16 protein-coding genes, 2 rRNA genes and 2 pseudogenes are annotated in these 25,665 nt (G+C 71.2%); 15 read left to right on the top strand and 5 right to left on the bottom strand.

Translation table 11 applies throughout. The annotated features are described in order from the left end of the window. The first annotated feature begins 218 nt into the window (after window positions 1–218). From M4D82_RS08240 to M4D82_RS08225, 4 genes and pseudogenes are all read left to right on the top strand, one after another. Window positions 219–3,331: ribosomal RNA gene (locus M4D82_RS08240) — 23S ribosomal RNA — on the top strand. A gap of 106 nt (window positions 3,332–3,437) precedes the next feature. Next, a 5S ribosomal RNA gene (gene rrf / locus M4D82_RS08235) occupies window positions 3,438–3,554 on the top strand. 160 nt (window positions 3,555–3,714) lie between these two features. Beyond that, window positions 3,715–4,974, top strand: a pseudogene (locus M4D82_RS34565) (hypothetical protein); the annotation flags it as partial. 219 nt (window positions 4,975–5,193) lie between these two features. After that, the gene (locus M4D82_RS08225) at window positions 5,194–6,024 is read left to right on the top strand and encodes a tetratricopeptide repeat protein (protein WP_249771578.1); all 831 of its coding nucleotides are present in this window, start codon (window positions 5,194–5,196) and stop codon (window positions 6,022–6,024) included. A gap of 76 nt (window positions 6,025–6,100) precedes the next feature. Here M4D82_RS08225 and M4D82_RS08220 read toward each other — a convergent pair whose 3' ends face one another. Further along, window positions 6,101–7,372 (bottom strand): DUF1015 family protein, encoded by a 1,272-nt coding sequence (locus M4D82_RS08220; RefSeq protein ID WP_249765407.1) that lies wholly within the window; start codon window positions 7,370–7,372, stop codon window positions 6,101–6,103. A 126-nt stretch (window positions 7,373–7,498) separates the two neighbouring features. On the opposite strand from M4D82_RS08220, the gene M4D82_RS08215 reads away from it, so the two are divergent. The 5 genes from M4D82_RS08215 to M4D82_RS08195 all read left to right on the top strand — a co-directional run bounded on the left by M4D82_RS08215 (window position 7,499) and on the right by M4D82_RS08195 (window position 12,143). Continuing rightward, window positions 7,499–8,530: an HAD-IIA family hydrolase gene (locus M4D82_RS08215; protein WP_249765406.1), complete on the top strand. Its 1,032-nt coding sequence runs from the start codon at window positions 7,499–7,501 to the stop codon at window positions 8,528–8,530. Between the two features lie 267 nt (window positions 8,531–8,797). After that, window positions 8,798–9,844, top strand: coding sequence for a FecCD family ABC transporter permease (locus M4D82_RS08210; protein WP_249765405.1), 1,047 nt, complete (start codon window positions 8,798–8,800; stop codon window positions 9,842–9,844). After that, on the top strand, window positions 9,841–10,905 hold the full coding sequence (locus tag M4D82_RS08205; protein ID WP_249765404.1) for a FecCD family ABC transporter permease: 1,065 nt from the start codon (window positions 9,841–9,843) through the stop codon (window positions 10,903–10,905). Before M4D82_RS08210 ends, M4D82_RS08205 begins: the two co-directional genes overlap by 4 nt. After that, window positions 10,902–11,774, top strand: coding sequence for an ABC transporter ATP-binding protein (locus tag M4D82_RS08200; RefSeq protein ID WP_249765403.1), 873 nt, complete (start codon window positions 10,902–10,904; stop codon window positions 11,772–11,774). The genes M4D82_RS08205 and M4D82_RS08200 overlap by 4 nt, the downstream gene beginning before the upstream one ends. Before the next feature lie 69 nt (window positions 11,775–11,843). Beyond that, the gene (locus M4D82_RS08195) at window positions 11,844–12,143 is read left to right on the top strand and encodes a PASTA domain-containing protein (protein ID WP_249765402.1); all 300 of its coding nucleotides are present in this window, start codon (window positions 11,844–11,846) and stop codon (window positions 12,141–12,143) included. Here the strand turns inward: M4D82_RS08195 and M4D82_RS08190 are convergent. Next, entirely contained in the window at window positions 12,140–12,487 is a 348-nt protein-coding gene (locus tag M4D82_RS08190) for an SCP2 sterol-binding domain-containing protein (protein WP_249765401.1), read from the bottom strand. The two genes, M4D82_RS08195 and M4D82_RS08190, sit on opposite strands and share 4 nt — an antisense overlap. 65 nt (window positions 12,488–12,552) lie before the next feature. Here M4D82_RS08190 and M4D82_RS08185 point away from each other — a divergent pair, with 65 nt between their 5' ends. The 5 genes and pseudogenes from M4D82_RS08185 to M4D82_RS08165 all read left to right on the top strand — a co-directional run bounded on the left by M4D82_RS08185 (window position 12,553) and on the right by M4D82_RS08165 (window position 17,883). Further along, the gene (locus M4D82_RS08185; protein WP_249765400.1) at window positions 12,553–12,807 is read left to right on the top strand and encodes a hypothetical protein; all 255 of its coding nucleotides are present in this window, start codon (window positions 12,553–12,555) and stop codon (window positions 12,805–12,807) included. 28 nt (window positions 12,808–12,835) lie between these two features. After that, window positions 12,836–13,651, top strand: a complete 816-nt coding sequence (locus tag M4D82_RS08180; RefSeq protein WP_249765399.1) for a TlyA family RNA methyltransferase — start codon at window positions 12,836–12,838, stop codon at window positions 13,649–13,651. Continuing rightward, entirely contained in the window at window positions 13,648–14,631 is a 984-nt protein-coding gene (locus tag M4D82_RS08175; RefSeq protein WP_283844455.1) for an NAD kinase, read from the top strand. The genes M4D82_RS08180 and M4D82_RS08175 overlap by 4 nt, the downstream gene beginning before the upstream one ends. 113 nt (window positions 14,632–14,744) lie before the next feature. Continuing rightward, window positions 14,745–16,472: a DNA repair protein RecN gene (gene recN / locus M4D82_RS08170; protein WP_249771574.1), complete on the top strand. Its 1,728-nt coding sequence runs from the start codon at window positions 14,745–14,747 to the stop codon at window positions 16,470–16,472. A 330-nt stretch (window positions 16,473–16,802) separates the two neighbouring features. Then, window positions 16,803–17,883, top strand: a pseudogene (locus M4D82_RS08165) (glycosyltransferase family 4 protein). A gap of 598 nt (window positions 17,884–18,481) precedes the next feature. Here M4D82_RS08165 and M4D82_RS08160 read toward each other — a convergent pair. The 3 genes from M4D82_RS08160 to M4D82_RS08150 form a co-directional block, all read right to left on the bottom strand. Further along, window positions 18,482–20,110, bottom strand: a complete 1,629-nt coding sequence (locus tag M4D82_RS08160; protein ID WP_249765398.1) for a PucR family transcriptional regulator — start codon at window positions 20,108–20,110, stop codon at window positions 18,482–18,484. A gap of 49 nt (window positions 20,111–20,159) precedes the next feature. After that, the gene (locus M4D82_RS08155) at window positions 20,160–21,542 is read right to left on the bottom strand and encodes an FAD-binding oxidoreductase (protein ID WP_249765397.1); all 1,383 of its coding nucleotides are present in this window, start codon (window positions 21,540–21,542) and stop codon (window positions 20,160–20,162) included. Between the two features lie 102 nt (window positions 21,543–21,644). Next, on the bottom strand, window positions 21,645–23,474 hold the full coding sequence (locus tag M4D82_RS08150; RefSeq protein WP_249765396.1) for a glycoside hydrolase family 15 protein: 1,830 nt from the start codon (window positions 23,472–23,474) through the stop codon (window positions 21,645–21,647). Window positions 23,475–23,922: 448 nt separating this feature from the next. Between M4D82_RS08150 and pyrG the strand changes: the two genes are divergently transcribed. Beyond that, window positions 23,923–25,584: a CTP synthase gene (gene pyrG, locus M4D82_RS08145; protein ID WP_249765395.1), complete on the top strand. Its 1,662-nt coding sequence runs from the start codon at window positions 23,923–23,925 to the stop codon at window positions 25,582–25,584. The last annotated feature ends 81 nt before the right edge of the window (window positions 25,585–25,665 follow it).

The raw sequence follows: 25,665 nt of genomic DNA, 5'->3' as shown, positions 1-25,665 counted from the left end.
ATTTGGCACGGTTTTCCGGATGGATCACGAGTACTGCTTCGGCGTGGAAAGTGAGTCACTGACGGGGGATCGTGCCTGGCACGTTGTTGGGTGTCTGAGGTACGGCCGTAAGGTCTTATCTTCGCGATGCCGGCCCCAGTGAACCTGGACTCTTCGAGTGCAGGGTGATGGGTGGCTGGTCGTTGCTTGAGAACTACACAGTGGACGCGAGCATCTGTGGCCAAGTTTTTAAGGGCGCACGGTGGATGCCTTGGCACCAGGAACCGATGAAGGACGTGAGAGGCCGCGATAGGCCCCGGGGAGCTGCCAACTGAGCTTTGATCCGGGGGTGTCCGAATGGGAAACCCGGCAGTCGTCATGGGCTGTCACCCATGCCTGAACACATAGGGCATGTGGAGGGAACGAGGGAAGTGAAACATCTCAGTACCCTCAGGAAGAGAAAACAACCGTGATTCCGGGAGTAGTGGCGAGCGAAACCGGATGAGGCCAAACCGTATGTGTGTGAGACCCGGCAGGGGTTGCGCATGCGGGGTTGTGGGAATGAGCTTTCACGGTCTGCCGCCGTGAGGCGAGTCAGAAACCGTTGATGTAGTCGAAGGACATGCGAAAGGTCCGGCGTAGAGGTAAGACCCCGTAGACGAAACATCAGCGGCTTGCTTGCTCATCTCCCAAGTAGCACGGGGCCCGAGAAATCCGTGTGAATCTGGCGGGACCACCCGCTAAGCCTAAATATTCCCTGGTGACCGATAGCGGATAGTACCGTGGGAATGGTGAAAAGTACCGCGGGAGCGGAGTGAAATAGTACCTGAAACCGTGTGCCTACAAGCCGTGGGAGCGTCGCTCATTGGGTTTACCCAATGGGTCGTGACTGCGTGCCTTTTGAAGAATGAGCCTGCGAGTTAGCGGTGTGTAGCGAGGTTAACCCGTGTGGGAAGCCGTAGCGAAAGCGAGTCCGAACAGGGCGATTGAGTTGCACGCTCTAGACCCGAAGCGGAGTGATCTAGCCATGGGCAGGTTGAAGCGGAGGTAAGACTTCGTGGAGGACCGAACCCACCAGGGTTGAAAACCTGGGGGATGACCTGTGGTTAGGGGTGAAAGGCCAATCAAACTCCGTGATAGCTGGTTCTCCCCGAAATGCATTTAGGTGCAGCGTCGTGTGTTTCTTGCCGGAGGTAGAGCACTGGATAGGCGATGGGCCCTACCGGGTTACTGACCTTAGCCAAACTCCGAATGCCGGTAAGTGAGAGCACGGCAGTGAGACTGTGGGGGATAAGCTCCATGGTCGAGAGGGAAACAGCCCAGAGCATCGACTAAGGCCCCTAAGCGTACGCTAAGTGGGAAAGGATGTGGAGTCGCAGAGACAACCAGGAGGTTGGCTTAGAAGCAGCCACCCTTGAAAGAGTGCGTAATAGCTCACTGGTCAAGTGATTCCGCGCCGACAATGTAGCGGGGCTCAAGCGTACCGCCGAAGTCGTGTCATTGCAGCTATAGGGCCAACGCCCGCTGTGATGGGTAGGGGAGCGTCGTGTGCCGGGTGAAGCAGCAGCGGAAGCTAGTTGTGGACGGTTCACGAGTGAGAATGCAGGCATGAGTAGCGATACACACGTGAGAAACGTGTGCGCCGATTGACTAAGGGTTCCTGGGTCAAGCTGATCTGCCCAGGGTAAGTCGGGACCTAAGGCGAGGCCGACAGGCGTAGTCGATGGACAACCGGTTGATATTCCGGTACCCGCTTTGAAACGCCCAATATCGAATCCTCTGATGCTAAGGCCGTGAAGCCGTTCCGGACCCTTCGGGGAATGGAAAGTGGTGGAGCCGCCGGCCCAAGGTGGTAGTAGGTAAGCGATGGGGTGACGCAGGAAGGTAGTCCAACCCGGGCGGTGGTTGTCCCGGGGTAAGGGTGTAGGCCGAGGGGTAGGCAAATCCGTCCCTCATACAAGGCTGAGACCTGATGCCGAGCCGATTGTGGTGAAGTGGATGATCCTATGCTGTCGAGAAAAGCCTCTAGCGAGTTTCATGGCGGCCCGTACCCTAAACCGACTCAGGTGGTCAGGTAGAGAATACCGAGGCGTTCGGGTGAACTATGGTTAAGGAACTCGGCAAAATGCCCCCGTAACTTCGGGAGAAGGGGGGCCATCACTGGTGATAGCACTTGCTGCTTGAGCTGGGGGTGGCCGCAGAGACCAGCGAGAAGCGACTGTTTACTAAAAACACAGGTCCGTGCGAAGCCGTAAGGCGATGTATACGGACTGACGCCTGCCCGGTGCTGGAACGTTAAGGGGACCGGTTAGTGACCTTTCGGGGTTGCGAAGCTGAGAACTTAAGCGCCAGTAAACGGCGGTGGTAACTATAACCATCCTAAGGTAGCGAAATTCCTTGTCGGGTAAGTTCCGACCTGCACGAATGGCGTAACGACTTCTCGACTGTCTCAACCATAGGCCCGGTGAAATTGCACTACGAGTAAAGATGCTCGTTTCGCGCAGCAGGACGGAAAGACCCGGACCTTTACTACAGTTTGATATTGGTGTTCGGTTCGGCTTGTGTAGGATAGGTGGGAGACTTTGAAGCCGTGACGCCAGTCATGGTGGAGTCGCCGTTGAAATACCACTCTGGTCGTGCTGGATGTCTAACCTCGGTCCGTGATCCGGATCAGGGACAGTGTCTGATGGGTAGTTTAACTGGGGCGGTTGCCTCCCAAAGGGTAACGGAGGCGCCCAAAGGTTCCCTCAGCCTGGTTGGCAATCAGGTGTTGAGTGTAAGTGCACAAGGGAGCTTGACTGTGAGACCGACGGGTCGAGCAGGGACGAAAGTCGGGACTAGTGATCCGGCGGTGGCTTGTGGAAGCGCCGTCGCTCAACGGATAAAAGGTACCCCGGGGATAACAGGCTGATCTTCCCCAAGAGTCCATATCGACGGGATGGTTTGGCACCTCGATGTCGGCTCGTCGCATCCTGGGGCTGGAGTCGGTCCCAAGGGTTGGGCTGTTCGCCCATTAAAGCGGTACGCGAGCTGGGTTTAGAACGTCGTGAGACAGTTCGGTCCCTATCCGCTGTGCGCGTAGGAATATTGAGAAGGGCTGTCCCTAGTACGAGAGGACCGGGACGGACGAACCTCTGGTGTGCCAGTTGTCCTGCCAAGGGCATGGCTGGTTGGCTACGTTCGGGAGGGATAACCGCTGAAAGCATCTAAGCGGGAAGCCTGCTTCAAGATGAGTATTCCCACCTCCTTGAGAGGGTAAGGCTCCCAGTAGACGACTGGGTTGATAGGCCAGATGTGGAAGCCCGGTAACGGGTGGAGCTGACTGGTACTAATAGGCCGAGGGCTTGTCCTCAGTTGCTCGCGTCCACTGTGTTAGTTCTGAAGCAACGAACGGTTGCTGGTTTCTAGAGCTGGAACACAACTACAAAGTGTGCTTGTTCGCTCGAAACCGATAGGGTTTCGGTGGTCATAGCGTTAGGGAAACGCCCGGTTACATTTCGAACCCGGAAGCTAAGCCTTTCAGCGCCGATGGTACTGCAGGGGGGACCCTGTGGGAGAGTAGGACGCCGCCGAACAATCTTTCAAAGGACCCTTGGTCCAGCGTTCAACGCTGGACCAAGGGTCCTTTTTGTTTTTGCACATCTTTACGCCGAAGCGCGGCCATGGGCTGGTTGCGCGAGAATGACTAGCGGTACCCCGAAGACAGGAGTCACACCCATGTCCAACTCTCCCGACGATCGTCCGGAGCGCGAGCCTCGTCGCAACGACGGCGGTGACAGGGGCGGCTACCGCGGGGGCCGTGACGACCGTGGCGGCGACCGCGGTGGCGACCGCGGTGGCTTCCGTCGCGACGACCGTGGCGGCCGGCCGGCCGGTGGCGGCTTCCGTCGCGATGACCGTGGTGGCGACCGTCCGTCCTACCCGCGTCGCGATGACCGCGGCGGCGACCGTCCCTCGTACCCGCGCCGTGATGACGACCGTGGTGGGCGTCCGTCCTACCCCCGTCGTGAGGACGACCGTGGTGGTTTCCGTGGCGGTCGCGACGACCGCGGCGGCGACCGTCCCTCGTACCCCCGCCGTGAGGACGACCGTGGCGGCCGTCCGTCCGGTGGCGGCTTCCGCCGTGACGACCGGGGCGGGGACCGTCCGTCCTTCCCGCGTCGTGATGACGAGCGTGGTGGCCGGCCCTCCGGTGGTGGTTTCCGTGGTGGCGACCGCCCCTCCTACCCGCGCCGTGACGACGACCGTGGCGGTCGTCCGTCCTACCCCCGTCGCGACGATGACCGTGGTGGTTTCCGTGGCGGTCGTGACGACCGTGGTGGCGACCGTCCGTCGTACCCGCGTCGCGATGACGAGCGTGGTGGCCGGCCCTCCGGTGGTGGTTTCCGTGGTGGCGACCGCCCCTCCTACCCGCGCCGTGACGACGACCGTGGTGGACGTCCGTCCTACCCGCGTCGCGATGACGACCGTGGTGGTTTCCGTGGCGGTCGTGACGACCGTGGTGGCGACCGTCCGTCGTACCCGCGCCGTGACGACGACCGTGGTGGGCGTCCGTCCTACCCGCGTCGCGATGACGACCGTGGTGGTTTCCGTGGCGGTCGTGACGACCGTGGTGGCGACCGTCCGTCGTACCCGCGTCGCGATGACGAGCGTGGTGGCCGGCCCTCCGGTGGTGGTTTCCGTGGTGGCGACCGCCCCTCCTACCCGCGCCGTGACGACGACCGTGGTGGACGTCCGTCCTACCCGCGCCGTGACGACGACCGTGGTGGACGTCCGTCCTACCCGCGTCGCGACGACGACCGTGGAGGTCGTCCGTCCTACCCGCGTCGCGACGACGAGCGTGGTGGTTTCCGTGGCGGTCGTGACGACCGTGGTGGCGACCGTCCGTCGTACCCGCGCCGTGAGGACGACCGTGGTGGGCGTCCGTCCTACCCCCGTCGTGACGACGAGCGGGGTGGGCGTCCTTCCGGTGGCGGCTTCCGCCGTGACGACCGTGGTGGCGACCGTCCGTCCTACCCGCGTCGTGACGACCGGGGCGGCGACCGTGGTGGGTACCGTGGCGGCCGTGATGACCGCGGTGGCTACCGTGGCCGCGATGACCGTGGCGGCGACCGTGACTTCCGCGCGGACCGCGACCGTGACCCGGTCAAGCGGCTCCCCATCGACGACGACGTCACCGGGCACGAGATCGACGCCGACGTCCGTCAGGAGCTCCTGAGCCTGCCCAAGGGCCTGGCCGAGGAGGTCTCGCGCAACCTGGTCATGGTGGCCCGCCTGATCGACGAGGACCCGGAGCAGGCGTACGCGTACGCCCGCATCGCCCTGCGTCTGGCGTCCCGTGTCGCCGCCGTCCGCGAGGCCGCCGGCTTCGCCGCGTACGCCACGCAGAAGTACAGCGAGGCGCTCGCGGAGTTCCGTGCCGCCAAGCGCATGACCGGTTCCGTCGAGCTGTGGCCCGTCATGGCCGACTGCGAGCGCGGCCTCGGCCGTCCGGAGCGGGCGCTGGCCATGGCCGGCGAGCCCGAGGTGCAGAAGCTGGACAAGGCCGGTCAGGTCGAGATGCGTCTCGTCGCCGCCGGTGCCCGCCGGGACATGGGCGAGCTCGACGCCGCCATCGTCACCCTGCAGAGCCCCGAGCTGGCCTCCCAGTCCGTCCAGCCGTGGACCGCGCGCCTGCGGTACGCCTACGCCGACGCGCTGCTGGCGGCCGGTCGTGAGGACGAGGCGCGCGAGTGGTTCGCCAAGACCCTCGAAGCCGACAAGGACGGGGCGACGGACGCCTCCGACCGGCTCGCCGAGATCGACGGCGTCGAGTTCGTGGACGCCGCCGTGACCGACGAGGACGAGCCGGACTTCGAGGACGAGGCCGAGGAGGACGACGACGAGGACTCCGCCGAGGTCGCCGCGGCCGAGCGCGCCGCCGACCAGGCCGAGTACTACGACGAGGACGACGAGGAGTACGAGCCCGTCGCCGCGGCCGAGGCCGAGGTCGACGTGACCGACGAGCTGGTCGTCGTCGAGGACGAGGAGCGCGACCGCGCGTAAGCGCCGGCGCCTGCGACGAAAGGGCGGCACCCCCTCGGGGGTGCCGCCCTTTCGCGTTTCCGGCTTCCGGGCCGCGTCAGTCCAAGCTGCGCAGGACCAGCCCCGTCGCCGGCTTCGGGCCGAAGGACGTCGACTTGCGCGGCATGGTCACGCCCTGCCGGGCCAGGTCCCGTACGACCTCCTCGCGGACCGGGTGCAGCAGGACGGCGGTGCCGCCGTGCCGCTCGGCCATCGCGACCGTGGCGGCGGTGTCGTGGATGTAGGTGATGTGGTCCGGGGTGTCCGGGACCTGCCAGAGGGCGTCGAGCAGGGAGGCGTGCAGCACGGTCGCGTCGAGGCGGCGCCAGGCCTCGGGGCGGTCCTGGCGGACGGTGCGCTCGATCAGCGCCGGATCCGGGTCGGTGACCAGGTGGAAGGTGCCGTCGCCGGTGAGGAGGAAGGCGTTGCCGCGCTCCGAGGCGTCCGCGAGGGCCTCCATGGCCAGGGGCAGCGGGCCGTCGACGGGGCGGACGCGGAAGGAGCCTTCGAGGGCGGCCAGGGCGCGGTCCAGGGGGAGCCGGCGCAGCATGCGGTGGATGGCGCGGACCTGGAGCGGGTAGCGGACGGTGTCGACGAGGAGGACCAGGCCGAAGTCCCACGGGGTGGGGGAGCCGTGCTCCTCCTGGAGGCGCAGGTACGTCGCCCAGCGGTGGTGTCCGTCGGCGATGAGGGCCTGGCGGTGAGCGAGGTCGGTGGTGACGGTCTTGAGCTCGGCGGGGTCGGTGATGGCCCACAGGCTGTGGCGGAAGCCGTCCTCGGTGACGGTGGACAGGAGGGGTTCGCCGGCGGCGGTGGCCTCGATGACGGCGGCCGCGCCGTTGCCCGGACCGTCGCCCCGGTAGGTGAGGAGGAGGGGTTCGAGATTGGCCGAAGTGGCACGCATGAGGCCGGCCCGGTCGGTGACCACGTCGGGCATGACGTCCTCGTGGGGGAGGACGACGCCGGCCTCGGCGGTGGACAGCGCGAGGGCGCCGATGAGGCCGCGTTGCAGGAGGCCGGCCTTGCGCTGTTCGTAGACGTAGAGCGCGGGGCGGGGGTCGGCGCTGAGGACGCCCTCGGCGAGCCAGGCGTGGAGGGTGCGGGCAGCCTGCTCGTTGCGTGCGGCGGGCGTCTCGGCCTGGGGGAGGATGAGGCGGACGATGTTGTGCGGGTCGGCGGATTCGAGGTAGTCGACTCCGTCGGGACGCACGACCACGTCGTACGGCGGCGAGGTGACGGCGGCCAGGCTGCCGACGCGCTCCGGGACATAGCGCAGTCCGTGGAAGGGGATCAGGCGCAGCCCGTGCTCCGCGTTGCCAGGTGTGGTCATTGGTGCATGGTAAGACCCGTCTTGACATGCGGGATGAGCGGGGCACTACCAGGACCGTGCAAACTCGGACAAGATCGAACGTAAGAATCTTCCACGAATACAGGACCGGTATAGAGGAGTGGCCAGATGACCCGGCAGAGCAGGACGAGTCCCGCGGGCAGCGAGCGGAGTCTGCACCAGGCGTACGACACGGCCCTGCTGGACCTGGACGGGGTGGTGTACGCGGGCGGGCACGCCATCGCGCACGCGGTGGACTCCCTGGCGGTGGCCCGTGCGGAGGGGATGCACCTCGCCTACGTGACGAACAACGCGCTGCGCACGCCGGACGCGGTCGCGGAGCACTTGAGCGAGCTCGGGATCCCGACGGAGGCCGCCGAGGTGATCACCTCCGCGCAGGCGGTGGCGCGGCTGATCGCGGAGCAGGTGGCGCCGGGGTCGAAGGTGCTGGTGATCGGCGGGGAGGGGCTGCGGGTCGCGTTGCGCGAGCGCGGGTTGGTGCCGGTGGACTCGGCCGACGAGGAGGGGCTCGCGGCGGTGGTGCAGGGGTACGGGGGGCCGACGTTGGCGTGGGAGCGGTTCGCTGAGGCCTCGTACGCGATCAACCGGGGGGTGCCCTGGTACGCGTCCAACACGGACCTGACGATTCCGGGGGCGCGGGGGATCGCGCCGGGCAACGGGGCGGCCGTGGAGGTCGTACGGATCGCGACGGGCGCGGAGCCGCAGGTGGCGGGCAAGCCGCTGCCGCCGATGCACCGGGAGACGGTGCTGCGCACCGGGGCGAAGCGGCCGCTGGTGGTCGGGGACCGGCTGGACACGGACATCGAGGGCGCGTTCAACGGGGACGTGGACTCGCTGCTGGTGCTGACCGGGGTGACGGACGGGGCGCGGCTGCTGCGCGCGGAGCCGAAGTACCGGCCGACGTACGTCGACCGGGACCTGCGCGGGCTGCTGACCGGGCAGCCGGAGGTGACGCCGGCCGGGGAGGGCTTCCGCTGCGGCGGCTGGACGGCGGTCGCGGGGGCGGAGGCGTTGGAGCTGCGGGGCGAGGGCGATCCGCTCGACGGGCTGCGGGCCCTGTGCGCGGCGGCGTGGACGCACGCCGGGGAGGGCTCCTGCGGGCTGGACGCGGGCAAGTCGCTGGCGCTGCTGGGGCTTTAGGGGGCGTCCGGGCGACCCGGGCCCGGGGCCCGGCCGTGATCCTCCGACGGCTCCTGAGGGCGTTGCGGCGGGCGGGGTGGTTCGGTCGACCCGGGCCCGTTGTGTCGGCCGGCACCTCTGAGGGCGTTGCGGGCGGGTGTGTTCGGGCGACCCGGGTCCGGCCGTGGTCCGCCGACAGACCCTGAGGGCGTTGCGGGGGGCGGGTGTTGGGCGGCGGTGGGGCTGCTCGGAGGGGGGTCGGTTTCAGGGTAGGCTAACCTAACCTGCGTGTTGGTCGAGAGTCCCCCAGAACAGAGCACGGCTCCGGCCGTCGCCCCCCGCACGCGGCACGGCGCGCGCGCGGCCGGTCTGCTCGCAGCCGTCGCCGTGCTGGCCCTCGTCGCGGTCGCGAGCATCGCCGTGGGTGCCAAACCCATGCCGCTCGACCACGTCTGGCACGGCCTGTTCCACTACGCCGGCACCCCCGACGACGTCGTCGTACGGGACCTGCGCGTCCCGCGCACCCTCCTGGGGGTACTGGTCGGCATCGGCCTCGGCCTGTCCGGCGCGGTCATGCAGGCGCTGACCCGCAACCCGCTGGCCGAACCCGGCATCCTCGGCGTCAACGCCGGCGCCGCGGCGGCCGTCGTGTCGGCCATCAGCTTCTTCGGGGCCGCGTCCCTCACCGAGTTCGTGTGGTGGGCCTTCCTGGGCGCCGCGGTCGTCTCCGTCGTCGTCTACGTCCTCGGCGGCAGCCGCAGCGCGACCCCGGTCCGCCTCGCGCTCGCCGGTACGGCGGCCAGTGCGGCCCTCGTCGGCTACATCAACGCCGTGCAGCTGATGGACAGCAAGGCGCTGGACAAGCTCCGCTTCTGGACGGTGGGTTCGCTGGCCTCCGCCAACCTGGACACCGTCCGACAGGTCGCGCCGTTCCTGCTGGTGGGCGCCGTACTGGCGCTGGCGCTGGGGCGGCCGCTCAACGCGATGGCGATGGGTGACGACACCGCGCGGGCGCTCGGCGCGCATCTGACGCGGACCCGCATCGGCGCCATGGTCGCCATCACCCTGCTCTGCGGGGCGGCGACCGCCGCCTGCGGGCCGATCGTCTTCATCGGGCTGATGATCCCGCACCTGGTGCGCTTCATCACCGGCCCCGACATGCGCTGGGTGCTCGCGTACTCGGCGGTCCTGTCGCCCGTACTGCTCCTCGGGGCCGATGTGGTCGGACGCGTCGTCACCCGGCCCGGCGAACTTCAGGTCGGCATCGTCACGGCGCTCCTCGGCGGGCCCGTCTTCATCTACCTGGTTCGGCGCAAGAGGATGGCCCAGCTGTGACCGCGACCCCCACCGCCCCGCCCAAGCCCGCCCTGCGGGCGCTGCGCGGCCCCGGCCGGCTCTCGCTGCGCTTCGAACCGCGCGCCGGGCTCGTCGGACTGCTGCTGGCCTTGGCCACGTTCGCGTTGGCCGTCGTCCTGATCGGCACCGGCGACTTCGAGATCGCGCCCATGGACGTCGTACGGACGCTCGTGGGCAACGGGACCCCGGCCGACGACTTCATCGTCAACGACCTGCGCCTGCCCAGGGCGTTGGTGGCGGTGCTGGTCGGCGCGGCCCTCGGGATGTCCGGGGCCGTCTTCCAGTCCGTCTCGCGCAATCCGCTCGGCTCCCCCGACCTGCTCGGCTTCGGGTACGGCTCGGCGGTGGGCGCGCTCGTCGCGATCGTCGTGTTCAAGGCCGGCGCGACCGGCGTCGCGCTCGGGGCGATCGCCGGCGGCGTCCTGGCCGGCGCGATCGTCTACCTGCTCGCGTACAAGCGGGGCATCAACGGCTACCGGCTGGTGCTGATCGGCATCGGCGCCTCGGCCGTGCTCGTCGCCGTGATCCAGTACCTGATCGCCAAGGCGCAGCTGGTCGAGGCCACGCGGGCGTTGGTCTGGCTGACCGGTTCGCTGGCCGGACGGGACTGGGCGCAGGTGTGGCCGCTGCTGTCGACCTGCGCGGTGCTGTTCCCACTGGTCCTCGCCCAGGGGCCGGCCCTGCGGATGATCGAGATGGGGGACGACGCCGCGTACGCGCTCGGCGTGCCGGTGGAGCGGACCCGGATGCTGCTGATGCTGGCGGCGATCGTGCTGACCACCGCGGCCGCGGCGGCGGCCGGGCCGATCAGCTTCGTCGCCCTGGCCGCGCCCCAACTGGCCCGTCGACTGACCCGCTCGCCCGGATCGAACCTGCTGACGGGCGCGCTCATGGGCGCCGTCCTGCTGCTGGCCTCCGACCTGGCCTCGCAGCGGGCCTTCGGCGCGGACCAGCTGCCGGTCGGCGTGGTGACCGGGCTCGTCGGCGGCGTGTACCTGCTGTGGCTGCTCGTGGTCGAGCGCAAGGCGGGACGGATATGAGCGACAACGACTACGACAACGGCAACGGCTCGAACGGCAACACGAGGAGTGCGCGAGTGCAGCGGCTGTCCACGGAGAACGTCACCCTCGGCTACGACCAGAGGGTCATCGCCGAGGGCCTGTCGGTGGAGATCCCCGACAACTCCTTCACGGTGATCGTCGGCCCCAACGCCTGTGGCAAGTCCACGCTGCTGCGGGCGCTGTCGCGGATGCTGAAGCCGTCCGCCGGGCGGGTGCTGCTCGACGGTCAGGCCATCGGGTCGATGCCCGCGAAGAAGGTGGCCAAGACGCTGGGCCTGCTCCCGCAGACCTCGATCGCCCCGGACGGGATCACCGTGGCCGACCTGGTGTCGCGCGGCCGTTACCCGCACCAGGGGCTGCTGCGGCAGTGGTCGGCGGAGGACGAGCGGATCGTCGTCGAGTCGATGACGTCCACGGGGGTCGCCGAGCTGGCCGACCGGGCCGTGGACGAGCTGTCGGGCGGCCAGCGCCAGCGCGTGTGGATCGCGATGGCCCTGGCGCAGCAGACGCCGCTGCTGCTGTTGGACGAGCCGACGACCTACCTGGACATCCAGCACCAGCTGGACGTGCTCGACCTGTGCGCGGAACTCCACGAGAACCAGGGCCGGACCCTGGTGGCGGTGCTGCACGACCTCAACCAGGCGGCGCGCTACGCCACCCACCTGATCGCCATGCGGGGCGGTGTGGTCGTCGCCGAGGGTCCGCCCGCCGAGGTGGTCACCTCCGAGCTGGTCGAGGAGGTCTTCGGGGTGCGCTGCCGGATCATCGACGACCCGGAGACCGGCACGCCCCTGGTGGTCCCGGCGGCCCGGAAGGCACGTACGGCGGTGGTCGCGCAGCGCGCGTAGGGGCCTGGGCCGGGTGGCGGCCTTCCCTCCGCCGGAGATCGGCGGGATGCTTCGGGCAGGGAGGGTGCCATGAGCTGGATGGGACCGAGTACCGCGGACGAGGTGACGGTTCCCGACGTGGTCGGGCTGATCGTGACCGACGCGCGGAAGGTCGCGTGGGAGGCGGGCGTGGTCATCGCCGCCGTCGATCCGGACGGACCGCCGGTCGGGGCGATGACCTGGCCCGGGGTCTGGGTGGTCACCGCCCAGACCCCCGCCCCCGGCTCCCGGATGCGGCGTCGGGGCTCGCTGGTGATCGAGTTCGAGAAGGTGCCCGGCCCGGACGGGGACGGCGGGCCCGGGGACGTCGGGGCAGGCCGGGGGGCCTAGAGCAGGCTCTTGAGGCGCAGGAGGTCGCGGAAGCCGGCTTCCAGGCGGACCCGGCCCGAGGCCCAGGCCTTCGCGAACTTCAGCTCGCCCCCGACCAGCGAGACCAGGTCGTCGCCGGTCATCGCGAGCCGGATCTCGGCCTTGGAGCGCGGCGGGCCGGGCGTGACGGCGTCGACCCGGATCCGGCCGCCGTCGAGGCGGCCGGTGAAGGTCTGGTCCAAGTCGGTGATGTGACAGCTGAGCGAGCGGTCGAGCGCGGCCGCGCCGCGGACGTCGCCGTCGGCCCGCGTCAGGTTGTCGGAGAGTCGGTCGAGTGCTTCGCGGCACTCCTCGGTCGTAGCCATGGTGATCACGACCGTACCGCAGAGCCGCGCGTGGCCGGAGCCCCGCTTCGGGGTAGCGTCGGGGCATGACCGACGAAGTGTCCGCGAACGTTCCCGACGTGCACGAGACGGCCGCGGCCGGGGCCGCCGAGCAGCCGGTCGCGCCCGAGCCGCTGGGCCTCGTACGGACCCCCACCGGGCACGCCGGCGTCGACGCGCACCTGGAGCGCCTCGCGGACGCGGACCACCTGGCGGCGGACGCGCACGTCGAGGTGTACGAAGATGTGCACAGGGGACTGCGTGAGGCGCTGACCGCGCTGGACGCACCGCCGGTCCCCTGACCTTACGAAAACAGGAGCTGAACCGAACGTGGCAGGAGTGGCACGCCGCCGCCTGGACGCCGAACTGGTACGCCGCAGCATGGCCCGCTCGCGCGAGCACGCGGCCCAGCTGATCGCCGCGGGCCGGGTGACCGTGGGCGGCACCACCGCGACCAAGCCGGCCACCCAGGTCGAGACCAGCGCGGCCCTGGTCGTCCTCAAGGACGACAGCGACCCCGACTACGTCTCCCGGGGCGGCCACAAGCTCGCGGGCGCGCTCGCGGCGTTCCGGCCGCGGGGGCTCGTCGTGGAGGGCCGTCGGGCCCTGGACGCGGGCGCCTCGACCGGCGGGTTCACCGACGTCCTGCTGCGCGCGGGCGTCTCGCACGTCGTCGCGGTCGACGTCGGCTACGGGCAGCTCGCCTGGTCGCTGCAGAGCGATGACCGCGTGACGGTCAAGGACCGCACGAACGTGCGTGAACTGACGGTCGAGCTGATCGACGGCATCCCCGTCGACCTGGTCGTCGGCGACCTGTCGTTCATCTCGATCGGACTGGTCCTGCCCGCGCTCGTGCGCTGCACGGCGCCCGGCGCGGACCTGGTGCTGATGGTGAAGCCGCAGTTCGAGGTGGGCAAGGAACGCCTGGGCAGCGGGGGAGTGGTGCGCAGTCCCGAGCTGCGTGCGGAGGCCGTACGGGAGGTCGCGGCGCAGGCCTGGAAGCTGGGGCTGGGGGTGCTCGGGGTGACCGCGAGCCCGTTGCCCGGACCGTCGGGCAACGTCGAGTACTTTCTGTGGCTGCGGGCGGGGGCACCGGCACTCGACCCGGGGGATGTCGATCGTGCAGTGGCGGAGGGGCCGCAGTGACAGATTCGTCAGCGTCAGCAGCGTCAGCGGGTTCAGCGAGGTCGGCGGGGCCGGCGGGCGCGGAGGGGCCTTCGGGGGAGCGGCCGGCGCGTACGGTCTTCCTCCTCGCGCACACCGGGCGGCCCGCGGCCATCCGCAGCGCCGAGCTGGTCGTGCAGGGGCTGCTGCGCTCGGGGCTCGGGGTGCGGGTGCTGGAGCACGAGGCGGTGGACCTGCCGCTGCCGCCCGAGGTGGAGCTCGTGGCGGAGTGCACCCCGAAGGTGCTCGACGGGTGCGAGCTGCTGATCGTGCTGGGCGGCGACGGGACGCTGCTGCGCGGGGCGGAGTTCGCGCGCGGCTCCGGGGTGCCGATGCTGGGCGTCAACCTCGGCCGGGTCGGCTTCCTCGCCGAGGCGGAGCGCGACGACCTGGACAAGGTCGTCGACCGGGTCGTCACCAAGGAGTACGAGGTCGAGGAGCGGATGACCCTCGACGTCCTCGTGCGGAGCAACGGCGATCTGGTCCACGCGGACTGGGCGCTGAACGAGGCGGCCGTGCAGAAGGTGTCCCCCGAGCGGATGCTTGAGGTCGTCCTGGAGATCGACGGGCGACCGGTCACCGGCTTCGGCTGCGACGGCATCGTGTGCGCCACGCCGACCGGCTCGACCGCGTACGCCTTCTCGGCGGGCGGACCGGTGGTCTGGCCCGAGGTGGAGGCGTTGCTGATGGTGCCGATCAGCGCGCACGCGCTGTTCGCGAAGCCGCTGGTCACCTCCCCGAACTCGGTGCTGGCGGTGGAGGTGCAGACCGGTACCCCGCACGGGGTGCTGTGGTGCGACGGGCGGCGGACGCTGGAGCTGCCGGCGGGGGCTCGGGTGGAGGTGCGTCGGGGTTCGGTGCCGGTGCGACTCGCCCGGCTGCACCACGCGGTGTTCACGGACCGGCTCGTGGCGAAGTTCGCGCTGCCGGTGTCCGGGTGGCGCGGGGCGCCGCACCAGTAGCCGCGTACGGCCTCCACAGCGGCCTTAATAGCACACGCGTTCGAGAAGATCCGGCCGGGTGACGTCACATGGCACCCGGCAAACCTCGGTATCGTCGTCCCGTGCTTGAGGAGATGCGGATACGGTCGCTCGGGGTCATCGACGACGCGGTGGTCGAGCTGTCGCCCGGTTTCACCGCGGTGACCGGCGAGACCGGCGCGGGCAAGACGATGGTCGTCACCAGCCTCGGGCTGCTGCTCGGCGGTCGCGCCGATCCCGCCCTGGTGCGGATCGGGGCGAAGGCGGCGGTGGTCGAGGGTCGCCTCGTCATGCGCCCGGACGCCCCCGCCGCCCTGCGCGCCGAGGAGGCCGGCGCCGAACTCGACGAGGGCGCCCTGCTGATCAGCCGGACGGTGTCCGCCGAGGGGCGCTCGCGCGCCCACGTCGGCGGTCGCTCCGTGCCCGTCGGCCTGCTCGGCGAACTCGCCGACGACCTCGTCGCCGTCCACGGCCAGACCGACCAGCAGGGCCTGCTGCGGCCGGCCCGACAGCGTCAGGCCCTCGACCGGTACGCCGGCGACGCCGTGGCCGTCCCCCTGGAGAAGTACGCGGGCGCCTACCGGCGGCTGCGGGCCGTCGCCGCCGAGGTGGACACCCTCACCACCCGGGCCCGCGAGCGCGCCCAGGAGGCGGACCTGCTGCGCTTCGGGCTGGACGAGATCGCCGCCGTCGAACCGCTGCCCGGCGAGGACGCCGAGCTGGCCGCCGAGGCCGAGCGCCTCGGGCACGCCGAATCGCTGGCCTCGGCCGCGCAGGCTGCCCACGCGGCCCTCGCGGGCGACGTGGAGGACCCGGAGGGCGTCGACGCCAACACCCTCGTCGCGGGCGCGCACCGCGCGCTGGAATCCGTACGCTCCCACGACAAGGCGCTCGGCGCGCTCGCCGACCGGATCGGGGAGCTCGGCATCCTGCTCGCCGACGTGGCCGGAGAACTCGCCGGGTACGCCGACGACCTGGACGCCGATCCGCTGCGGCTGGCCGCGGTGGAGGAGCGGCGGGCGGCGCTGACCCAGCTGGTGCGCAAGTACGGCGACGCGGAGGGCGGCCTGGACGCCGTACTGCGCTGGGCCGAGACCGGCTCGGCGCGGCTGCTCGAACTGGACGGCGACGACGACCGGATCGCCGAGCTGACCGCCGAGCGGGACGCGCTGCGGGCCGAACTGTCGCACCTGGCGCAGGCGTTGACCGACGCGCGCACGGAGGCCGCCGAGCGGTTCGCCTCCGCCGTGACCGCCGAGCTCGCCTCGCTGGCCATGCCGCACGCCCGGGTCACCTTCGACATCCGCCAGAGCGAGGACCCCGACGGCGTCGAGGTCGGCGGGCGGTCGGTCGCGTACGGGCCCACGGGCGCCGACGAGGTCGAACTGCTGCTGGCCCCGCACCCCGGGGCGCAGCCGCGGCCGATCGCCAAGGGGGCCTCGGGCGGTGAGCTGTCGCGGGTCATGCTGGCGGTCGAGGTCGTCTTCGCCGGGTCCGATCCGGTGCCGACGTACCTCTTCGACGAGGTCGACGCGGGCGTCGGCGGCAAGGCCGCCGTCGAGGTCGGGCGGCGGCTGGCGAAGCTGGCGCGGACCGCGCAGGTGGTCGTCGTCACGCACCTGCCGCAGGTGGCGGCGTTTGCGGACCGGCAACTGCTGGTCGAGAAGACCGTCGACGGAGCGGTGACGCGCTCCGGGGTGACCGTACTGGAGGGCGAGGACCGGGTCCGCGAGCTGTCGCGGATGCTGGCCGGGCAGGAGGACTCCCAGACGGCACGGGCCCACGCGGAGGAACTCCTCGCGGCGGCGCGCGCGGACGCCTGAGGGCGCGGGCCGGGCGGCGGGCGCCGACTCGGGCTTTCGCGCGCCGGGACGTGCCGCCCGAGGCCCGGGACGTACGTCGCCCAGGGCCTTCGGCGTGCGGGGGAGGCGCCCGGGGGCCGTCATCGACGTGAGGTGGCGATAGCCCGTGTGGGTGAGGCGGTGGGGTGGAGTGCGGTATCTCGTACCGGATCCGTACCCGTATGGTCCCGGAACGCGCGTGCGGACTGGCATCCTGGGCGACGTCCCTGACGCCTCACCCTGGAGCTTCGGCCCGTGAGCAGCTCCCCGGTCCCGACCCCGGTCCCCGCACAACCGTACGGGCGACCCCCGCTGCGCACCGTCCAGGTCCTCGGGGGCGTGGGCGCGGGCAGCAGCGCGCACGTGCGGTCCCTCGCGACGGGGTTGGCGGCCAGGGGCGTACGGGTCACCGTGTGCGCGCCCGTCGCCGCCGAGGGGGAGTACGACTTCACCGGCGCCGGCGCGGCCTTCACCCCCGACGCGGTGAGCGCGCTGCGGGCCGCCTGCGCCGGCGCCGACCTGGTGCACGCGCACGGGGTGCGGGCGGGGTTGCGGGCCGCGCTGGCGCTGAGCGGCGGCCGGGGCGGCGGGTGCCGCTCGTGGTGACCTGGCACGGCGGTGTGCCCGAGCCGCCGGGGCTGCTGGGGCGGATGAGCCGGCTGCTGGAGGGCGGGTGGCGCGGGCGGCGGCCGTCGTGTTGGGGCCTCCTCCGACCAGGTGGACCTCGCGCGGCGGCGCGGGCGCGGACGCGCGGCTGGCGGCGCCGGCGGTGCCGGCCGCGACCCCGACCGAGGGCCCCGAGCCGGCCGCCGACGCCGGGAAGACCCGGGCCGAACTGGGCGCGGTGGAGCGGCCGCTCGTGGTGGCGGTGGGCAGCCTGGTGCCGCGGCGCGGGTACTCCGTCCTGCTGGACGCGGCGCGGGAGTGGCGGGTCCTGGAGCCGTTGCCGCTGCTGGTGATCGCCGGGGAGGGGCCGCTGCGGCCCGAACTGGCGCGACGCATCGAGGCGGAGGGGCTTCCGGTGCGGCTGCTCGGGCGACGCCCGGACGCGGACCGGCTGCTCGCGGCGGCGGACGTGGCGGTGCTGCCGAGCCGCTGGGAGGGCCGCTCGCTGCTCGCCCAGGAGGCGCTGCGGGCCGGGGTGGCGCTGGTGGCGACGGAGGTCGGGGCGGTGCCGGAGCTGGTCGGGGACGCGGCGGTGCTGGTGCCCTACGGAGACGCGGGGGCGCTGGCCGGCGCGGTGGCCGCGCTGCTGGGGGATCCGGTACGGCGGGCGGAGCTGGGGGTGGCGGGGCGGGCGCAGGCGGCGACGTGGCCGTCGGAGGACGAAGCGGTGGCGCAGGTCCTGGCGATCTACGACGAACTGATGGAACGCACCCACCACCCAGGCTGACCCCCGCCCCAGCCCGGGGCTGCCCCCCGATCCCGCTGCGGATCCCCGTCCGGGGGTGGCCCCCGCCCCCGATCCGGGTGCGCTGGGGATCCCCGTCCGGGGTGGCGCTGGTCCCGCTGCGCGGAGCCATCTCCCCGCCCCGCCCTTTCTCCGTATCCCGGGGCTCCGCCCCGGCCCCCCTCCCGGGGGCTCCGCCCCCGAACCCCCGCGCCTCAAACGCCGGCGAGGCTGGAATGGGCCCGGCGGGCTGGTTTGCCCGGAGGGCAAATCCAGCCCCGCCGGCGTTTGAGGCGCGGGGTCTGGGGCGGAGCCCCAGGGAACGGAGGAAGGGCGGGTAGGGGACAGCCCCGCGCAGCGCCAAGCCCACTGACGGACCCCAGCCACGGCCCCGGACCCCGCCCGCCCGGTCGCCGACGGAGTTCGGCGCAGCGATGCGAAGCCGGGGAGGCCCGCCAGGGCCGAGCCTCGCGAGCGGCGCGTCGAAAGGGGACAGCCCGGCGCAGCGCGCCGAAGCCCGGGAGGCCCGCCAGGGCCGAGCGGTGCGAGGGGCGCGCGAAGAAGGCGTGGCCCGCCAGGGCCGAGCGGTGCGAGGGGCGCGTCAGGAAGAGGCGGCGTGGCGGCGGGCGCGGAGGGCCAGGCTTAGGGAGAGGACCGTTTCGGGGTCGTCCAGGTCGGTGCCGAGGAGTTCGGCGATGCGGGCCAGGCGGTTGTACAGGGTCTGGCGGTTGAGGTGGAGCTCGCGGGCGGTCTCCGCCTTGCGCCCCGCGTGGGCCAGGTACGTCTCCAGGGTGGGCAGGAGCGGCGGGCGGGACGTCGCGTCGTGGACGCGGAGCGCGCCGATCGCCCGGTCCACGAATGCCGCCAGGTCCGGGTGTTCCCGCAGGCGCCACAGCAACAGGTCGATGTCCAGGCGGCGGGCGTCGTACCAGGGCCGGGCCGGCAGGCCGTGGGCGGCCGTCGCGGTCTCCGCCGCATGCCGCAGGCCCGCCGAGGCCGCCGCCCAGCTCCCGGAGACACCCACGACCACCGCCGGCGGCGCCTCGGCCCGGTCCAGCCCCGCCCGCTCCACACCGGCCCGCAGCGCGGCGGCGACCCGGTCCGCGACGGCGGTGCGTTCGGACTCGGCGCGCAGTGACACCAGCAGCGGGACCCGCCCCTCCACCGGGCGGACGCCGAGCAGCACCGGCGCCCCGACGGAGGACAGCTCCTCCAGCACCGCCCGAGCCAGCAGTGCCCAACTCCCGGAGGCCCCCAGCTCCGTGGAGAGCCGCATCACGATCGGCAGCAGCGGCCCCGCACCCGGCCGGAAGCCCAGCACCCGCGCCTGCGCCGGCGCGTCATCGGCCGAGATGCGGCCCTCGGCCAGGTCGGTGAGGAAGTCGCCCCGGCCGCGCGCGGCCAGCTCGTCTTCCTGCCGCGCCTGCATCAGCACCACGGCCAGCACCCCGGCCGTCCGCTCCGCCGCCATCCGGTGGACCGGCAGCAGCGGCGCCGAGACGCCCAACAGAACGAGGCGGGCGCGGACCGAGCCGGTGCCGGGGCCGCCGCCGGGTACGTCGACGACGACCGCGTTGCCCGACGGTTCGGCCGCGCGGTGGCCGCGTAGGCCCTCCCACACCTGGAGCGGGTCCGCCGCGGCGTCGCCGGCGGCCGGCCCGGCCGCGTACAGGAGTTGGCCGTCGGGGGTCTCCAGGAAGACCGGGTTCGCGGTGAAGTCGGCCACGATGCGCAGCACCTGTGGGATGCCGCCGCCGCCCAACAGGGCCTCCGTACAGCGCCGGTGGACCTCCTCGGCCCGCTGGAGGAGCGCGTAGTGGCCGTTGACGATCTCGGTGTGGACCTCTTCGGTGACGGTGACGAACGGGACCTCCCGGTGCAGCTGCACCAGCGGAAGCCCCGCCGCCCGCGCGGTCTCCACGATCGTCGCCGGCAGCCGGGTGAAGCGCGGGCCCAGCTCGACGACCAGCGCGGCGATGCCCCGGTCCGCGAGGCGGCGTACGAAGGCCCGCTGCTCGGCGGGCCGGGTGCCCAGGCCCAGACCCGTGGTGAGCAGCAACTCGCCGCCCTTGAGGAGGGAGGCGATGTTCGGGACCTCGCCCGCGTGTACCCAGCGGACGGTCCGGCCGAGGCGGTCGGCGCAGGCCACCACCTCGGGGAGCCCGCCGCGCAGTCCCGGCAGCTCCAGTGCCCGTTGAACCGTGATCCCGCCGCCGCCCTGATTGTCCATGTCGCGGGACGCTACCTTCCGGCCCGTTCCGAACGCATCACGGGGTGCCTCAGGTCGGGGCGATGTTGTGGTTGAAGCGGAAGACGTTGTCCGGGTCGTACTGTCGTTTCAGCGCGCCCAGCCGTCGCATGTGCTCGGCGCCGAGGCCGGCGACGACCCGGTCGGCGCCCTCGTCCCCGGTGAAGTTGAGGTACACCGCGCCCGAGGCCCACGGCCGGACGTCGGTGCGTACGTCCTTGACCCACTGCCGGACCCGTTCGTCGTCGGCGGGGTCCTCCCACAGCCCGAAGGGGTGCACTCCCCAGGGCGCGTCGCGGAACGAGATCGGGTAGTCGCCCGGGGCCGAGGCGATGGCCCCGCCCTGCGGCCACAGGAGGTGTTGGGTGCCCGTCGGTACGGGCATCGAGGCGGCGCGGGCGCAGAAGACGTCCACGAACTCGTCCGGGACGCCGGTGAGGTACTCGCCCGACCAGTAGTTCCGCAGTCCCGGCGGGTCGTCGATCATGCACTGGAGGTCGGCGTACGGGATGTCGGTGACGATCTCCGCCTCGTGCGGGATGGCCAGCAGCGGCTCGGCGAGCCGGCGCATCTCGTCCTCGGGGCCGGCGTAGGTCAGCAGCACACCCGCCAGCAGCTGCCCGACCAGGTGCGCGGGGACGAACTCGTCGGGCGGCCCGGTCAGGTAGAGGGCCGCGCCGCTCGCCTCGGGCGGTCCGGCCTCGATGACGTCCCGGTACGTACGGACCACCTCGGGCCCGCGCTCGGGCGGGTACAGGACGAAGGCGATGGACATGAACGGCAGTTCGTGCAGCTTCAGGGTCAGCGAGGTCGCGACGCCGAAGTTCCCGCCGCCGCCGTGCAGCCCCCAGAACAGCTCCGGGTTGTCCTGCCCGTTGACGTGCAGCAGCTCGCCGTCGGCGGTGACCAGGTCCACGCCCAGCAGGTTGTCCACGGCCAGCCCGAACTTCCGGTCCAGCCAGCCGGTGCCGCCGCCCAGGACGAAGCCGCCGACGCCGGTGGTGGAGGCCCGGCCGCCCGTCGTGGCCAGGGCGTACGGTTGGCAGGCCCGGTCGAGGTGGCTCATGGTCGCGCCACCGCCGATGTGGACGGCCTCGGCGGCCGGATGGACCGTCACCTCGTGCATCCGGCGCAGGTCCACGACCAGCCCGCCGTCGTTCACGGACATGCCCGCCACGCTGTGGCCGCCGCCGCGGACCGCGACGTGCAGATCCAGCTCGCGGGCGAAGCGGATCGCGGTGACCACGTCCTGCGTGTGCGCGCACTCGGCGATCACGGCGGGCCTGCGGTCGACCATCGCGTTGAAGCGGGCCCGGGACGCGTCGTACCCCGGGTCGCCCGGGGCGAAGACCGCGCCGGACAGGTCCTCGCGGAGCTCGGCGAGGGCCGTGCCCGCCTTCGAGAGGGGCGCCATGGCCACCCCCCTTTCCGCCGGAGGGGCTGGGAACCCCTCCAGCGTAGGCGGGCACCGAAGGCCCCGCGCGTCAGCCCGAGCGCCGTGGCCGGCGCCCGCGCGTCAGCCCCCGTACGCCCCGCTCGCCGTCAGCCGCAGCGCCGTGTCGATCAGCGGGACGTGGCTGAAGGCCTGCGGGAAGTTCCCGACCTGCCGCTGGAGCTTGGGGTCCCACTCCTCGGCGAGGAGCCCGAGGTCGTTGCGGAGCGAGAGGAGCTTCTCGAAGAGCCGGCGGGCCTCGTCGACCCGGCCGATCATCGCCAGGTCGTCGGCCATCCAGAACGAGCACGCGAGGAAGGCCCCCTCGTCGCCCTCCAGGCCGTCCACGCCGGCCTCCTCGCCGGCCGTCGGGTAGCGCAGGATGAAGCCGTCGGGAGTCGACAGCTCGCGCTGGATCGCCTCGATCGTGCCGATGACCCGCTTGTCGTCGGGCGGCAGGAAGCCCATCTGCGGGATCAGCAGCAGCGAGGCGTCCAGTTCCCGCGAGCCGTAGGACTGCGTGAAGGTGTTGCGGTCCTTGTCGTAGCCCTTCTCGCAGACGTCCGCGTGGATCTCGTCGCGCAGTTCCCGCCAGCGCTCCAGCGGGCCGTCGGCGTCCCCGCTCTCGATCAGCTTGATCGTGCGGTCCACGGCCACCCACGCCATGACCTTCGAGTGGACGAAGTGCCGGCGCGGGCCGCGCACCTCCCAGATGCCCTCGTCGGGCTCCATCCAGTGCGTCTCCAGGTAGCGGATCAGCTTGAGCTGGAGCAGCGAGGCGTAGTCGTTGCGGGCCAGGCCGGTCATGTGGCCCAGGTGCAGGGCCTCGGTGACCTCGCCGTACACGTCGAGCTGGAGCTGGTGGGCGGCGCCGTTGCCGACGCGGACCGGGCTGGAGTTCTCGTAGCCGGGCAGCCAGTCCAACTCGGTCTCGCCGAGCTCGCGCTCGCCCGCGATCCCGTACATGATCTGGAGGTTCTCCGGGTCGCCGGCCACCGCGCGCAGCAGCCAGTCCCGCCAGGCGGAGGCCTCCTCGCGGTAGCCGGTGCGCAGCAGCGAGGAGAGGGTGATGGCGGCGTCGCGCAGCCACGTGTAGCGGTAGTCCCAGTTGCGGACCCCGCCGATCTCCTCCGGGAGGGAGGTCGTGGGGGCCGCGACGATCCCGCCCGTGGGGGCGTACGTGAGGGCCTTGAGGGTGATCAGGGAGCGGATCACCGCCTCCCGGTAGGGCCCGTGGTACGTGCAGTGGTCGACCCACTGCCGCCAGAACTCGGAGGTGGCCTCCAACGCCGCCTCGGCGTCGGGACACTCCGGGGCGCCGCGGTGGGAGGGCTGCCAGCTGATGGCGAAGGCGACGCGGTCACCGGGGGCGACGGTGAAGTCCGAGTACGTCGTCAGGTCCTTGCCGTAGGTCTGCGCGGAGGTGTCCAGCCACACCGAGTCCGGGCCGGCGACGGCCACGGTGCGCCCGTCGACCTTGTGCACCCACGGCACGATCCGTCCGTAGCTGAAGCGCATCCGCAGGGCCGAGCGCATCGGGACGCGTCCGCTGACGCCCTCCACGATGCGGATCAGCTGCGGCGCGTGGTCCTCGCGGGGCGGCATGAAGTCGATGACGCGGACCGTCCCCCGCGGGGTGTCCCACTCCGACTCCAGCACCAGCGAATCACCCCGGTAGCGCCGGCGGACGGCCCGGGGGGCCTCCGTACCGGGGGCGAAGGCCGGGCCGATGCGCCAGAACCCGTGTTCCTCGGTGCCCAGAAGGCTCGCGAAGACAGCGTGGGAGTCGAAGCGTGGCAGGCAGAGCCAGTCCACCGCCCCGTCCCGGCAGACCAGCGCCGCGGTCTGCATGTCCCCGATCAGTGCGTAATCCTCGATGCGCCCGGACACGTTGCTCTCCAGTCGAACGGCCACGTCCGCCCCGTAGGGCGCTTGCAATGCGCTGTCGCGCGGTCTCCTGTGCGCAGGGATCCCCGCGTCGAGTCCTAGATTGCCGGAACGGGCGAGGTTACGCCGTTTGCCGGACTGCTCGGCGGCGATGTGCAGCGGTATCCGAGCAGGGTATGACGGCACACTAGTGATCCCCTGAAGTCCTGGGACAATGTGGCTCGGCCGAACGGGTGACCTGGGGGAACATCGTCCCCGGTCAGGGGCGGGGGGCTGTGCCGGCCGCGCCGCGCCGCGCGCCCGGAGGCGGACCGCCCGGGGCGCTGATAGGCTGGTACCCCGTGGACCGGTGGTCTGCCTGTGCGAATCAGGAGCCCCGAAACCGCAGCTTCGGCGCCCCCAGAGACCCTTCGGATCTCCGCGGAACGGCGTCGGACGCACCTCACCTCGCGACCACGGGAGCCCCCTCTTGGCGATGCCGGCACGAAATTCGTCATCCTCGACGACCAAGCACATCTTCGTCACCGGGGGTGTCGCTTCGTCCCTCGGCAAGGGGCTGACGGCCTCCAGCCTGGGTGCGCTGCTGAAGGCGCGCGGCCTGCGGGTCACGATGCAGAAGCTCGACCCGTACCTGAACGTCGACCCCGGGACGATGAACCCGTTCCAGCACGGCGAGGTGTTCGTCACCAACGACGGCGCCGAGACCGACCTGGACATCGGCCACTACGAGCGCTTCCTCGACGTCGACCTCGACGGCTCGGCGAACGTGACGACCGGGCAGGTCTACAACACGGTCATCGCCAAGGAGCGTCGCGGCGAGTACCTCGGTGACACCGTGCAGGTCATCCCGCACATCACCAACGAGATCAAGCACCGCATCCGGCGCATGGCGACCGATGACGTCGACGTCGTCATCACGGAGGTCGGCGGCACGGTCGGCGACATCGAGTCGCTGCCGTTCCTGGAGACCGTCCGCCAGGTCCGCCACGAGGTCGGCCGCGACAACGTCTTCGTCGTGCACATCTCGCTGCTGCCCTACATCGGCCCCTCCGGCGAGCTGAAGACCAAGCCGACCCAGCACTCGGTCGCGGCGCTGCGCAACATCGGCATCCAGCCCGACGCGATCGTGCTGCGCGCCGACCGTGACGTACCCACCTCCATCAAGCGCAAGATCTCGCTGATGTGCGACGTGGACGAGGCGGCGGTCGTCGCGGCGATCGACGCCAAGTCGATCTACGACATCCCGAAGGTGCTGCACACCGAGGGCCTCGACGCCTACGTCGTCCGCAAGCTCGACCTGCCCTTCCGCGACGTCGACTGGACGGTGTGGGAGGACCTGCTGGACCGGGTCCACAACCCCGACCACGAGGTCAAGGTCGCGCTCGTCGGCAAGTACATCGACCTGCCCGACGCCTATCTGTCGGTGACCGAGGCGCTGCGCGCCGGCGGTTTCGCCAACAAGGCGCGCGTGCAGATCAAGTGGGTCACCTCCGACGACTGCAAGACGGCGGCGGGCGCCGCGGCGCAGCTGTCCGACGTCGACGCGATCTGCGTGCCCGGTGGTTTCGGCGACCGCGGCGTGAACGGCAAGGTCGGCGCGATCACCTACGCCCGCGAGAACAGGATCCCGCTGCTCGGCCTGTGCCTGGGCCTGCAGTGCGTGGTCATCGAGGCCGCGCGCAACCTCGCGGGCATCGACGACGCGAACTCCACCGAGTTCGACGCCTCCACCCCGCACCCGGTCATCTCGACCATGGAGGAGCAGCTGGCCTTCGTCGAGGGCGCGGGCGACCTCGGCGGAACGATGCGCTTGGGCATGTACCCGGCGAAGCTGGCCGAGGGTTCCATCGTGCGCGAGGTGTACGGGGACCAGGCGTACGTGGACGAGCGCCACCGCCACCGCTACGAGGTCAACAACGCCTACCGCTCCGAGCTGGAGAAGAAGGCCGGTCTGGTCTTCTCCGGCACCTCCCCGGACAACAAGCTCGTCGAGTACGTCGAGTACCCGCGCGAGGTGCACCCCTACCTGGTGGCCACCCAGGCCCACCCGGAGCTCCGCTCCCGCCCGACCCGGCCGCACCCGCTGTTCGCCGGCCTCGTCAAGGCCGCCGTGGAGCGCAAGCAGGCCGCGAAGTGACGTGAGCGCCTGAGCGCATAACGTAGGCAGCCGGGGTACGGAAAGATCCGTACCCCGGCTGTCGCGCGTTGTGGAGGGCAT

This window comes from Streptomyces sp. RerS4, assembly GCF_023515955.1.
Taxonomy (GTDB): Bacteria; Actinomycetota; Actinomycetes; order Streptomycetales; family Streptomycetaceae; genus Streptomyces.
The sequence above is the reverse complement of the archived record's forward strand: the minus strand, read 5'-3'. Positions and strand labels throughout refer to the sequence as shown.

Bases quoted from the DNA above. Each gene is read 5' to 3' on its own strand.
- M4D82_RS08220 (WP_249765407.1), bottom strand. From the start codon at position 7,372: ATGACCACACCTGGCAACGCGGAGCACGGGCTGCGCCTGATCCCCTTC.
- M4D82_RS08215 (WP_249765406.1), top strand. From the start codon at position 7,499: ATGACCCGGCAGAGCAGGACGAGTCCCGCGGGCAGCGAGCGGAGTCTG.
- M4D82_RS08200 (WP_249765403.1), top strand. From the start codon at position 10,902: ATGAGCGACAACGACTACGACAACGGCAACGGCTCGAACGGCAACACG.
- M4D82_RS08195 (WP_249765402.1), top strand. From the start codon at position 11,844: ATGAGCTGGATGGGACCGAGTACCGCGGACGAGGTGACGGTTCCCGAC.
- M4D82_RS08190 (WP_249765401.1), bottom strand. From the start codon at position 12,487: ATGGCTACGACCGAGGAGTGCCGCGAAGCACTCGACCGACTCTCCGAC.
- M4D82_RS08185 (WP_249765400.1), top strand. From the start codon at position 12,553: ATGACCGACGAAGTGTCCGCGAACGTTCCCGACGTGCACGAGACGGCC.
- recN (WP_249771574.1), top strand. From the start codon at position 14,745: ATGCGGATACGGTCGCTCGGGGTCATCGACGACGCGGTGGTCGAGCTG.
- M4D82_RS08160 (WP_249765398.1), bottom strand. From the start codon at position 20,110: ATGGACAATCAGGGCGGCGGCGGGATCACGGTTCAACGGGCACTGGAG.
- M4D82_RS08155 (WP_249765397.1), bottom strand. From the start codon at position 21,542: ATGGCGCCCCTCTCGAAGGCGGGCACGGCCCTCGCCGAGCTCCGCGAG.
- pyrG (WP_249765395.1), top strand. From the start codon at position 23,923: ATGCCGGCACGAAATTCGTCATCCTCGACGACCAAGCACATCTTCGTC.